General features: G+C 43.6%; 15 protein-coding genes, 1 tRNA gene and 1 pseudogene. 14 read left to right on the top strand and 3 right to left on the bottom strand.

The annotated features are described in order from the left end of the window. The first annotated feature begins 10 nt into the window (after nucleotides 1–10). Nucleotides 11–1,099 (top strand): ABC transporter permease, encoded by a 1,089-nt coding sequence (locus RS881_RS22015; protein ID WP_315823057.1) that lies wholly within the window; start codon nucleotides 11–13, stop codon nucleotides 1,097–1,099. A 184-nt stretch (nucleotides 1,100–1,283) separates the two neighbouring features. Further along, nucleotides 1,284–2,473, top strand: a pseudogene (locus tag RS881_RS22005) (pyridoxal phosphate-dependent aminotransferase). 144 nt (nucleotides 2,474–2,617) lie between these two features. Here the strand turns inward: RS881_RS22005 and RS881_RS22000 are convergent. Then, complete coding sequence (locus RS881_RS22000) at nucleotides 2,618–3,124, bottom strand: SRPBCC family protein (protein WP_315823054.1); 507 nt, start codon at nucleotides 3,122–3,124, stop codon at nucleotides 2,618–2,620. A 362-nt stretch (nucleotides 3,125–3,486) separates the two neighbouring features. Here RS881_RS22000 and RS881_RS21995 point away from each other — a divergent pair, with 362 nt between their 5' ends. Further along, nucleotides 3,487–4,362, top strand: a complete 876-nt coding sequence (locus RS881_RS21995; RefSeq protein ID WP_315823053.1) for a sugar phosphate isomerase/epimerase family protein — start codon at nucleotides 3,487–3,489, stop codon at nucleotides 4,360–4,362. 508 nt (nucleotides 4,363–4,870) lie between these two features. On the opposite strand, the gene RS881_RS21990 is transcribed toward RS881_RS21995, so the two are convergent. Together RS881_RS21990 and RS881_RS21985 are read right to left on the bottom strand one after the other, a co-directional pair. Beyond that, a complete protein-coding gene (locus RS881_RS21990; RefSeq protein ID WP_315823052.1) occupies nucleotides 4,871–5,176 on the bottom strand; it encodes a hypothetical protein in 306 nt (101 codons plus the stop codon). A 538-nt stretch (nucleotides 5,177–5,714) separates the two neighbouring features. Beyond that, a complete protein-coding gene (locus RS881_RS21985) occupies nucleotides 5,715–6,023 on the bottom strand; it encodes a hypothetical protein (protein ID WP_315823051.1) in 309 nt (102 codons plus the stop codon). A 104-nt stretch (nucleotides 6,024–6,127) separates the two neighbouring features. On the opposite strand from RS881_RS21985, the gene RS881_RS21980 reads away from it, so the two are divergent. From RS881_RS21980 to RS881_RS21940, 11 genes are all read left to right on the top strand, one after another. Beyond that, the gene (locus RS881_RS21980; protein WP_315823050.1) at nucleotides 6,128–6,343 is read left to right on the top strand and encodes a hypothetical protein; all 216 of its coding nucleotides are present in this window, start codon (nucleotides 6,128–6,130) and stop codon (nucleotides 6,341–6,343) included. 107 nt (nucleotides 6,344–6,450) lie between these two features. Further along, nucleotides 6,451–6,654, top strand: coding sequence for a hypothetical protein (locus tag RS881_RS21975; RefSeq protein ID WP_315823049.1), 204 nt, complete (start codon nucleotides 6,451–6,453; stop codon nucleotides 6,652–6,654). A gap of 1,141 nt (nucleotides 6,655–7,795) precedes the next feature. After that, nucleotides 7,796–7,878 (top strand) — tRNA-Phe (locus RS881_RS21970). 296 nt (nucleotides 7,879–8,174) lie between these two features. Then, on the top strand, nucleotides 8,175–8,381 hold the full coding sequence (locus RS881_RS21965; protein ID WP_315823048.1) for a hypothetical protein: 207 nt from the start codon (nucleotides 8,175–8,177) through the stop codon (nucleotides 8,379–8,381). 4 nt (nucleotides 8,382–8,385) lie between these two features. Then, nucleotides 8,386–8,682: a hypothetical protein gene (locus tag RS881_RS21960; RefSeq protein WP_315823047.1), complete on the top strand. Its 297-nt coding sequence runs from the start codon at nucleotides 8,386–8,388 to the stop codon at nucleotides 8,680–8,682. A gap of 138 nt (nucleotides 8,683–8,820) precedes the next feature. Beyond that, nucleotides 8,821–9,174: an ERF family protein gene (locus RS881_RS59835; RefSeq protein WP_350340162.1), complete on the top strand. Its 354-nt coding sequence runs from the start codon at nucleotides 8,821–8,823 to the stop codon at nucleotides 9,172–9,174. Next, entirely contained in the window at nucleotides 9,120–9,389 is a 270-nt protein-coding gene (locus RS881_RS21955) for a hypothetical protein (RefSeq protein WP_315823046.1), read from the top strand. Before RS881_RS59835 ends, RS881_RS21955 begins: the two co-directional genes overlap by 55 nt. Continuing rightward, nucleotides 9,380–9,553 carry a siphovirus Gp157 family protein gene (locus tag RS881_RS59830; protein WP_350340161.1) on the top strand — a complete coding sequence of 58 codons (174 nt, stop codon included), beginning with the start codon at nucleotides 9,380–9,382 and terminating at the stop codon, nucleotides 9,551–9,553. The genes RS881_RS21955 and RS881_RS59830 overlap by 10 nt, the downstream gene beginning before the upstream one ends. A 563-nt stretch (nucleotides 9,554–10,116) precedes the next feature. Continuing rightward, on the top strand, nucleotides 10,117–10,551 hold the full coding sequence (locus tag RS881_RS21950; protein WP_315823045.1) for a NinB/YbcN family protein: 435 nt from the start codon (nucleotides 10,117–10,119) through the stop codon (nucleotides 10,549–10,551). Nucleotides 10,552–10,963: 412 nt separating this feature from the next. Then, nucleotides 10,964–11,404: a hypothetical protein gene (locus RS881_RS21945; RefSeq protein ID WP_315823044.1), complete on the top strand. Its 441-nt coding sequence runs from the start codon at nucleotides 10,964–10,966 to the stop codon at nucleotides 11,402–11,404. A gap of 41 nt (nucleotides 11,405–11,445) precedes the next feature. Further along, nucleotides 11,446–11,847 (top strand): hypothetical protein, encoded by a 402-nt coding sequence (locus RS881_RS21940; protein WP_315823043.1) that lies wholly within the window; start codon nucleotides 11,446–11,448, stop codon nucleotides 11,845–11,847. Nucleotides 11,848–11,908: the final 61 nt, after the last annotated feature.

Below are 11,908 nucleotides of genomic sequence, written 5' to 3'. Positions count from 1 at the left end.
TAAAGGGCTGGTGACATTCCAATTCGTGGTGTCTATTTTCCTCATTTTAGCCACAATTGTTGTTTTTAAACAATTGCAACATGCCGAGAACCGGCCTATCGGATATGAACAGGAAAACCTGGTGGAAATACCCCTACGGGGCGATATGGCGCCGAAATTCCAATTACTGAAAAATGCGTTATCACAAATACCAGGGGTGGTAAGTATTTCCGGTGGCACCAATGACCTTATCGCTTTTGGTGGGGCTACAGATGGCATTGACTGGCCGGGCAAAACAGCTGACCAGCGCTTCTGGATGACGGTAACGGATGTGCAATATGATTGGGTAAAAACAGCCGGTTTGAAAATGGCGGAAGGACGTGATTTTAGCCCGGCATTTGGTACTGATTCAAATGCCTGCCTTATCAATCAGGCTGCGGCACTGAGGATGGGACTCAAATCGCCCATTGTGGGCACTAAACTCGGTGGGTCTATAGTTATCGGAGTGGTTCAGGATTTTGTTTTCAATAGCCCATTGTCTACGCCCGGTCCCATGTTTATTAAACTGAACCGGGGCGGGATGAATCACCTCTTCCTGCGGCTCCGCAATGATAACATCTGGCGCGAAACGATGGCCCAGGTAGAGCTGGCCGTGAAAAAGGCTAGCCCCGGCGCCCCATTTGAATATCATTTCACCAGTGAAGTGAACCAACAACGTTTAGAAGGCATGCGCTATACAAGTCAATTGACTAATATGACCGGTATTTTGGCCATTTTTATTTCCTGTCTGGGTTTGTTTGGCCTGTCGGCTTTCCTGGCCGAGCGACGCAACAAAGAAATTGGTGTACGTAAAGTACTGGGAGCGAGTGTATCGCAGGTGTGGCTCATTTTGTCGAAAGACTTTCTGAAACCCGTATTGATTGCCTTCCTGCTGGCCGCACCGCTGGGCGGATGGGTACTGAATAAGATGCTGCAGAATTGGGACTACCGTATCAGCTTATCCTGGTGGATGTTTGCGGTGGCTGGTCTGCTGGCATTATTCATTGCGCTTGCTACGGTGAGCTTCCATGGTATCAAAGCGGCACTGACCAACCCGGTAAAATCACTCCGGACTGAGTAAAAACCGGGCAGTTCTTTCTACTTTTCCATAGTAGCCCTGTTTATTTTACGTAACAGGGCTTTTTTATGTTTCCCGGATTGAATAGTCCACCAAAAACGGTACTAAAAACAATCCCCCAAAAACCACAAACTGTATTATTTTTGCGCCATTCGTTTAAAAAAGCAAGCACAGACACTTATTTATTATGCAACTATCAACCAGATTACAATTATTCAACGAGCCTGAAACGTTGAAAATGGCCAAGCTCGGCCGTGAGCTCAGAGCTAAAGGCGTCGATGTTATTGACCTTAGTTTGGGAGAGCCCGATTTCGATACCCCTCAGCACATTAAGGATGCCGCCAAGAAAGCAATTGATGACAATTACAGTCACTACACGCCTGTAGCCGGTTATCCCGATCTGCGCGAAGCGGTATGCGTGAAATTGAAGCGCGACAATAACCTCGACTATAAAGCAGAGAACATTATTGTTTCTACCGGCGCTAAGCAAAGCCTTGCCAATACAGTATGGGCTGTTGTAAGTAAAGGCGACGAAGTAGTGATCCCTACCCCTACTGGGTTACTTATTCTGAAATTGTGAAACTGGGAGAAGGCGTAGTGAAATTGGTTTCTACTTCTATTGACAACAAATACAAGATCACTCCTGCCGAACTGGAAGCAGCCTTGACCGAAAAGACAAGGCTGTTCATGTTCTCCTCCCCTTGCAACCCCAGCGGTTCTGTATACAGTAAGCAAGAGCTGGAAGCACTGGCCGTAGTTTTCCGCAAATACCCCAATGTTTACATCCTTTCTGATGAGATCTATGAGTACATCAACTTTGTAGGTAAACATGAAAGTATTGCCCAATTTGAAGATCTGAAAGACCGTGTGATCATCATCAATGGTTTGAGCAAAGGTTTTGCCATGACGGGTTACCGCCTTGGTATTGTTGCTGCTCACCCCGATGTGGTAAAAGCTTGTGAGAAATTACAAGGCCAGTTGACCAGCGGTACCAATAGCATCACTCAGCGGGCAGCCATTGTGGCCTTTACCGGCGACCTGCGCCCTTCCCAGGAAATGAATAAAGAATTTGAGCGTCGTAAGAAAAGGGTACTGGAAATCATGAACGGAATTGAAGGCTTTAAGTTTGCTGAACCCGATGGCGCCTTTTACGTATTCCCTACTGTGAGCCAGTATTTTGGCAAGACTGATGGAGAAGAGGTGATAAAAGATGCTGATGACCTGTGTATGTATTTACTGAATAAAGCACATGTAAGTACCGTAACTGGTCGCGCTTTTGGTGAGCCTACTGCCATCCGTATTTCTTTTGCCAACAGCATGGAGAAAATTGAAGAAGCCTGGAAAAGGATCGTTGCTGCTTTGGGAAAATTGAAATAAGGAAGACAGGTGGAGAATATAGAATACAGCATTTGAGAGGCGGTTGTTGAAACGGGTGACTAAATTCTGTTGTCGATAATATTGTTAAAAAGCCGGGCTCTCACCCGGCTTTTTAGTTTTTATCATGTTGATTTGAAGCCATTACTATTTAAGAGCGGCAGTCATCTTATCGAGGCATTGCAGGAGACCTGCTTTGGACATTTCTACTATTTCAGCTACGGTATAGCCATATTCAGTAACCGTCATTTCAGTTTTATTATCTCCTACAGACCTGAAGGTGATCACATGACGTACATCGGCTGGAATTCCAGGAGGCATCCCTATTTTAGCAGGATCCAGCTTATTGCCATCTTTATCGGAAAAGTTCAGCACAAATTCAATCCTTTCGTTGGGTACGATCTTGCTATAGGTCCAGGTATTGTACATGTCGTGACCATCGGGTGAACGCATACAAACCAGTGACTTCCCGCCTTCCTTGAAATCCATATTGGCAATAGGTGTGGTAAAGCCATTAGGTTGCCACCATTTTCTTACCAGGTCAGATTCTGACCAGGCTTTGAAGACCTTTTCCACCGGCGCATCAAAAGTGCGGGTTACAATTAAATCTTTAGTACCGGACTGCTGTGCAGACGTTGATGCTGAAATACTCATAATTAAGCAGATTAAAGTGATGGGCAGTAGCCATGTTTTGCCCGTTGTTTTGTTATACATAAGTCATGTGTTGGGTTTTAAAGCAAGGCAGGGCAAACTTACCTTTAGCAACTCATTCTACAAGGGGTGTCTGCGACATTATAGAGGGGTAATCGCACCTGGTAATAAGCCCTGATGACAAGCCTAATTAGGCAATCAAACGCAGTTAATTGCATTTCATACCAGGCAATAAGTTTTTGGTACGTTCATTTTTGATAAAATTGGTGAAGCGTTTTGTAAAAGACTGGCAAACTCATTTATTCTCCCAATTTCTTGTTACTTTCCCTTTCTAATCAATTAAGTACCACTTCAACCCCGATTTCATGACAAACCGTAGAACCTTTATCCGGCAAACAGGTGTATTGGCATCTGCCTTTATGATGGGATCATCCTTTGTAGTAAAACCCAAATACAAACTAGGTCTACAGCTATTTACTATCCGTGAAGCGCTTTCCAAAGATGTACGGGGAACCCTGAAAAAGATCGCGTCGTTTGGATACCAGGAAGTGGAAACATATGGTTTCAACCGGCAATATTATCGCTTTACACCTGCCGAGTTCAAAATGTTGTTACAGGAAAATGGGCTAACCAGCCCCAGTGGCCACTATGACCTGAACCTGTATGTAATGCCCGGCAAAACAACTGACGACCTTCTAAAATATGTGGATGAATGTATTGAAGGAGCGCATATCCTGAAACAACAATATATAGTTTGGCCCTGGTTGGATGAAAGCCACCGATCTATAGAAGCCTTCAAAGAAATTGTGGCTACCTTAAACAAAATAGGTGAAAGGATCAATAAAGCCGGTTTACAGTTGGCCTACCATAACCATAATTTCGAGTTCATAGAATACAATGGCGATACAGGTTATGCCATGCTACTGCGGGAAAGTGATCCCAATTATGTGAAACTGGAACTGGACCTTTACTGGTCTACCTATATGAAGCAAGACCTTCCGGCGTTGTTTAAAAAGCATCCTGACCGTTTTCCGCTTTGGCATTTAAAAGATAAGGACAAAACCAATCCCGAGCTGCATACCACCATGGGAGACGGAGATATTGATTTTACCAAACTACTACCCCATGCCAGCCTGGCCGGGGCGCAACACTTATATGTAGAACAGGGTAATAATTATGTTCCCAATGATCTGGCCTGTGTGGAAAAAAGTGCAGGATTTACCAAGAAGTTATTGAGGTAAATACCCTCAAGGTACCTGGGAAGGGAACCCAGTCGAACACTGGGGGAATTCTCTTTCCGAATCGGGCGCGAATATAGTGGAAGATTTGGAAACTATCTACAAAATTTTTGTAGCTTGATTATCAATTACCTGAATTCCTTATTTTAGCTTTCTTGCCCTCCGTATTACGTCAAGTTCCTCTTTTGTTACCCCTTGTTTTTCACAGAGCTTTTCAAGGAGATCAATGATGGCCCGTTGCTGCCTGACCTTTGTTTTCGTATTTGTGGCTGATTCGATGATCATATAAATGCATAGGGCATTTACCAGGAATCCGAATATTATATACCATAGCAAGTCTGACTGGTTCATATATAAGGGATTTATAATAATATTTACCGCCTTCCAAACAACTTATCAGCTTGTCGATTATTCTCTAATTCAAAATATCCCCGATCTAAAATTTTGACCTGAACACTTTTCTGAGTGAAGATTTTAACTGTTTTAATGCTAATAAAAGTTTCACCCAATTTTAAATTGACGACAGTATTATTATCAGACCTAAAGGCGTTTTTATTGTGATATATAACTGATCAAGGGCATTATCCACATTCTTAAATGTGATACTTTGAAGGCCAGAAAATGCCCTACCTACATCTGTATAAGCAAGACGGAAAGTAGTGTCACTCTCCATTACTACATAACTAATACTAGCAATAAAAACTAATCCTGATTTTGCCTTCCCTATTTCCTTAAAAGGTGCAGTAGCAACCTGGGATAATTGACCTAACGCAGATCCACAGCAAAACAATAAAAGCAAGAAGGAGAGGATTTTCATATTGAGTAAATAAATATTTAAAAGGATCAAATTGGGAAATAATAAGTAAAACCACTTACTGCCTTGCAATATACCACAAAGTGGGTATTGCAAATTGGTAAGGAATGCTTAGTTTCATAACCCCAATCGCACATATTTACACAGCATACTTACTATCACAACTATTCAAAGGCGTCAGTTTTAAAATCCGGTGTCTATAATCACTATTCTTTTACCTCAAAACCCTCTTCACATGAGCTATCCTAATGAAGCGGTAACGCCTTGTTTTTTGTGTGCTAGACCTCATTGTTCTTACTGGCATCTGGACGAGTCTCGGCGGCAAAGATATTGTCCATTTCACCCAGCAACTCGTTTTCTTTCTCTTTATTGCCGCCCGAATGTAATCGAGCCATTACCTTTACCCAGGCTTTATTGCTTGTCTCTTGGACAGCTTGGCCCTCATGCAATCTGTCAAAATTAATGTGCATCGAATTTTGTAAACCCGCTAAACCGTTCACAAGTAAAGTTTGGAGGAACAGATTATGTTCCTCTATTTTATTTATATAATCTCCCAAGGTTTTTTTACACCTGTAGGATCCAGTTCGTAATCTTGTTTAGGAAGCTTAGTCTTTGCATTTTGCAAAGATTCCTTGTACTGCTTTATTCTTTCCATAAGTTTTGCTGAAACTTGGGGCCCATTGCCTCTCTTCTCTCTACTTCTCAATTGCGCAAAATATCCTGCATTATACCCCAATGACAAAGCAATTTTTGTCTCATTTTGCCCAGAATTAGCCTCGATTATAGATTCTATCAAAGAATCCATCTCCTTTGTTGAATATTTTTCAATGTCTTTGGCTGATGATTTCACAATATGAAAAATTTGCAAAATGCAAATAAAACATTGCATTTTATTTTGAACATTGCAAAATGCAATGTAATATTGCTTTCAGAAACGCTACCAAAAATAATACAATGGCAAACAAATCTGAAAGAAAGGGTAAAAAGATACCAGACTCGGTAGTAGGAGCCCTGGCTGATGCCTTCGAAAATTCCACCTATACCATTTTGCGATGGTTTAAGGAACATGATGACCGATTAACAAGTGATAAGGCCCGTCGTGTTTATGAGCAACATGGTTTTGAGTATTGTCCTTCGGTATTGGAATCAGAAACGCTAACGAGTAAATGATCTGGATTCTGAAGTGAGGATTGATTAATGAAGGGACAAAGTAACAACTCAGAAACCGGAAAGTCAATACCCACTTAGTAGTAATTATTTTAATACGATAACAAAACATGAAAAGCATAAAGCTGACAGAACGCTTCAAACTGATTGCAGACATTAAGCACACAGTATCTCCTGATGCTCTTAAGGAATTGACAGAAGCTGGGATTGAAGCAAGGGCTAAGTGGACAGGCAGTCATTTCCGATTTACTGTTCTCATTCGTGCCAAAGAGGCAACAATTGCAGCATCCATACTTGAGAAATATGCAGATTAAGGTTAACTGATGAGCCGTATTTCGGCGAAACCGGGAAGCATAATGAGGCACTTGAGTCACCTCGCTACCGGTCTTAACCAGAAAGCGCAAACCGAAGCTGGCGGAATAAGTACCCGCAGATGTGCTTAGCAAGCGAGATTGGAGAGGGACGAGGTGATGAATAAATCTTGAGTTAGGTTAACTGATGAGGGTTGAATACCCGAAACGGCCACGGCGTGAAAGTCGCCGGGTTCGTCTTAACCAAGGAGTATGATAGTGAACTTGACCATAGAGGAAGCATTAAAAGCCTGTACCAGGATCATGAACCCCAACCGGAAGTAGTATGGAGAAGAAGGAAATCATAGAACCTGCGCCTTTTGATCGGTCATTCATTGACTGGTATGCTTCCCTTCTTGTTGAACGAGTAATTGAATTAGTGGAAAACCCTCAATCCCAACCCTGTCAAACAACTGAGCAATGATTATCCTAACAATGACCGCTATCCTTTTTGTGCTTACCCTTTTCCTAACATTCAAAATTGTTAAGCATGGTACGAATCTTAAATAAAATATGGCTTGCTTTCATGGCTTTATGGGTGCCGTTGTTTATAGATTCTCCCATAGAGCTTGATCCTGACACCGAAATGTTTTACCATGATTAAGCGTATAGGAATGCTACTGATAGCCTGTATTGCACTTTGTTTCATCAAGGTTGATGCAGAGGATTACTATACCAAAGATTAGGCCCTATGACAACCATCACAGCTACGCTAAGTATTATCATTCTGATATTGGACTGGGTGACAACCAGGTCAGCAAAAGCGGTTAAGGCGCTGAACTCTCAGGCACAGGGTGCCGATTAATGGGTACGATTGATAAGAGCGGTTGTTTTATGTCGGCCGCTCTTCTTTAAAAGTTCTTTGCATCGGGTTTAGGGAATACTGGGTGGTGGCATGGGGCCGCCCCAGTTTTTAACCCAAGCTCTTAAAATATTACAACCAGCACTGCCGGCATTCCTTTTCCAGGGGATGCACGAAAAGATTAACAGGCTCGATGTAGGTGGTTTACGCAGTGCTGGTAAACTCTTTAATCACAGGGTACGGGCGCGCTGCAATAGCTGTAAAAAGTGATTTGTCTCGACGGAGGAAATACCCGCCCTTCAAGGAGCAGTGGGCATAATGGCGAATAGGAATGTCATCCGGCTGAACACCGGTGCTAAGAGTTGGTTCGAATCCAACCTGCTTCACAAACCTTTTAATGTAGAGAAGCTGTGGGGAGGAGCCACAGATAGGCGACAGGCGCCGAAACTTCTGTAGGGATAACCTGGATAACTCTATTCCGCCTGCGGCAAAATCGGTTGTCGGTGAGCCAATGGATGACAGAGAAGGATTTCCGATACTGTAAGCCAGCCGCGTAAGTGCTGGCATTCTTTAGGAAGATTTCTTTTTCATAATGGCAAGCAATGATTGGTAAACCAGGGACCGGTATACGGGCCGGTCCTTCTATTCAGTCTCTTATTTATTCATCATAAAACAAATCGAAATGATTGATCCAAAAGAACAAGCTGCAGCTGAGCAACTTTCCCCTGAACTGCCAGCCGAAAACACGAATGCTGCAGGACAGGAAGGCGAGGCCGCCCCCAAGAGGTTATTGAGTAATCTTGTTTATGCCTACTCATTAAGTAAACATAAGCCCCGGTCACGTGAAATTACCGGGGCTTATAAAAAGCTAAATCTAAAAGCGAGATAAAGTTATGGAAATAGAAGTACAACGGAAGGTGAAGGACACAATATCCATCAAAACTCCTTCCTATTACAAATACATGCCGGGTGGTTTTTCCTGCATTACCGAGGAGGGCAAGGTGATTAACGTTTCCAAACGGGGTTTAACTGTATGGTCTCCCGAGGATGGAGATTTCTGGAGGAGTAGTGTTGAAGAACTATTTACCCCGATGTATTCACCGGCCACTAAGGAAGAGTTTGAGGCGGCCTACCAGGCTTCCATTCTCCAGATTACCGGCGCCCACGATTCAATATTGTTAACTGCATAAACATCCTTGCTATGCAAAAAAGCGAATCAATAAAAGCATTGCCGCAGCCCTTCTGCTGTTTCATGTAAAGGTTGGAGCGATTAAGAAGGATGCTAAGAACCCCTTTTTAGAGCCGGATATGCAACCTTATCTAACATTTTGGACCACATACAAACCCCTCTTACCGAGAGTGGACTAACCTTTACCCAGGTTCCCACTGGTGACGGGGGGTTGACAACTATGTTGATGCATGCCGAATCAGGTGAATACATTATTGGCGAGTATTTCATGAAGCCGGTTAAAAATGATCCACAAAGCTTAGGGTCCGCTATTACCTACCAGCGTAGATATTCCCTTTGTGCTGTGCTTGGGTTGAATATTGAGGAAGACGATGATGGTAATGGTGCCAGTGGGAAGGATGGTAAAAGGAGCCAAAGAAAGACAGCAAAGAGGGTGAATTGCCATGGCTTAATGAGGGCACTAAAGAGTGGCAGGGTGCAGTGGAGAAGATGATGGCAGGAAAGAGCAGTGTAGAAGCCCTTAAGAAGTATTTCCGCATTTCTGCTGCTAATGAAATCACTCTATTAAAGGCACAACAAAAACAACATCTAATGCTCCAGCCAACTAATACGATGTACAATATCCGGACAGAGCACGTTGCTCTGATCCGGGAGTTGAAGAAAATGGCGGGGAACTTACCCCCGAGTTGGAACAGGCTTTGGCATTAACTGAAGATGAGTTCCAGGATAAGGCGGTCAGTTATGGGTTTGTGGTGAAGTCCTTTGATGATATAACTACAGCCATTGAGAATGAAATAGCCAGGTTACAGGTTTTGAAGGGAAATCAGTTAAGCGGAGCGAAGCCTTTAAAAGCCGCTTGGATGAGGCTATGAGGCAGTTTAAAGTGGAGAAGATAGTTACACCTACACTTACGCTTTCTTACCGGAAATCCAGCCCCTGAACCTTGTAGATGGGTTTGAGGACAATATATTAAAGTACGCAAAGGTTAGCATCGTTTGGGACCCTGAAAAGTTGAAGGAAGCCACTGAAGATGATTTAAAGATTATCCAGGGGCAGATGTTGACCTGCTGGACTACTTCGACCTATCCCCTCGATTAGTAAGAAGCGGATAACTGAAGCCATTAAAGGTGGCAAATCCGTTCCTGGTGCATCCTTGGATGAAAAGAAAAACCTTCAAATCAAATGAGCCAGCTTTCCGCTATAGAGTCTATTCTATCTCAATCCGAGACTGGGAAGGTGATGTTGGCTGACCCTGTGCAAGTGAGCCTCCCTCACAATATGACTTTTAATGTTTATGGTGCATGGCTTGGGCCTGATGGGGTATATCTTATGGATGGTACTGGTGATTGGCATGGACCAATATTGGAGACTCAGTTGAATGCACCTGCTATAATAGCCTGCTTACATCATCGACTTGAATCCTTAATCATGTCCCATGCGTAACCTTGAATTGAATGCCTCCATTGACAATACCGGTAAGTTAACGGTGCACAATCGTAAAAGGCTGGATCAATATTGCCTGGATAATAAAGGCAAGGAAATCAAGGTGAAGTTTGAGCGGAAAGCGAAAACGCGATCATTACCCCAAAACAACTATTACTGGGGTGTTGTGGTGGTAGAGGTCAGGCTTGGCCTGCTCAATATTGGTTATGATATGACTACTGAGGAAGTTCATGAATTCCTGAAAGGAAATTTCAATAAACAACAATTGGTCAACAGTGATGGTGTTGTAATGGAGTTTGGTGGTAGTACCACTGAAATGACCACCGTCCAGATGATGGAGTACGTGGACAAGATAGCCCAATGGGCAGCTGAATACCTGAGTATAACGATACCGCTACCAGATCAGGAATTAAAATTCAACTACTAATCCGCTCCTATGAAAACCCAAACCGCCCCTGTAAACATCCGACCTGCCCGACTAATGGCCCCTGCAGGCGCCCTCCGAAGCCCAAGAAAAACGAACCCGAATCCGCCCTGTAGGTAAGAAGCAAGCCAAAAGGATCCGCATTTACTCCGCCCAAAAGAAAACTGAATTCAAAGACAGGCCCGTTTGTTCCGTCGCCCTAATCGAAGCCAAATCACATGAGATCATTACGGCCTTCCAGGATTGCCAGTACTGGGCAACTGAAAAGCATCATCCGGCCGGCCGATTAGGAGATAGGTTACATGACGAGTGCGTGAAGCTGTGCACGAACTGTCATCGGGTAATAGAAACACATCCCACCCTGGCTAAGAGCCTGGGGCTATCAAAAAAGCAGATTAATTAAAACATCATAACAATGGAAAATTTGGTTATTACAAAAGAGAACGCCTTAAAGGCCTATAACGCTGGATGCGACGACGTAAAAGCCGTGTTATCCAACTTGTTTGGTCCACAGACATTCAAGTCACAAATCGTCCTCGAACGGGTTACAACCCTCGAACAGGCCTGCGAGGAATTGGGGATTGATTTTGACGACCTGTTTGATAATTGCGAGGATGACTACGAAAAGGCAGAGGTGGCCATTAAGACATTTGCTGCAGCACTTCGGGAGGGTAAGCCAGCAAAGGAATGTTTTTACTATCCCTACTTTCTCCGTTCTTCCGGTGGCGGTTTTTCGTTCTACGATTGCGATTGCGGTCTCGTTCTTTCGTGCGTCGGTGCCCGCCTTCGCGTGGATACAGCTAAAAGGCTGAACACCTGGGCAGGTGCATGGAGGCATACTACAAGACATACCTGACCGGCGAATAATTTCTTTCACCTTCTTAATCAATAAAACGCATGTTACCAGAAATCAAAGAACAAACCAAAAAGGACTTCGAAGCTGCTGCCCAAAAGCTGGGTATCTCCACTGAATTGCCAAATGTCAGCATGTTACGGCCTGACCTGGCCCTTTACATCACTGCTCATTACATGCTGGCGGTGCTTATTGAGGCATCCAAGGATGGTAAGCAGTATGACATTACCAATCATTCAAAGCGGAAATATAGCGCATGGTTTGAGGCTGAGGAAGGATATGTACCAGGTTCTTCCGGTGGCAGTTTTTCGTACTTCGATTTCGGTCACGATCTCGATTCTTCGAACGTCTGTGCCCGCCTTACCTCCAACACCTGGGAGGAATGTAAAGAATTTGCTGAGAAGTATATCGACTTGTGGGAGATCATAATGTTATTGGTTTCCTAAACCGAATAGGTTGTGTACTGTAAGCCTGTAGTTCTTCCAGTGGCAGTTTTTCGTACAACGA

The sequence above is a fragment of the Paraflavitalea speifideaquila genome (assembly GCF_032395985.1).
GTDB classification, from domain to species: Bacteria; Bacteroidota; Bacteroidia; order Chitinophagales; family Chitinophagaceae; genus Paraflavitalea; species Paraflavitalea speifideaquila.
The sequence above is the reverse complement of the archived record's forward strand: the minus strand, read 5'-3'. Positions and strand labels throughout refer to the sequence as shown.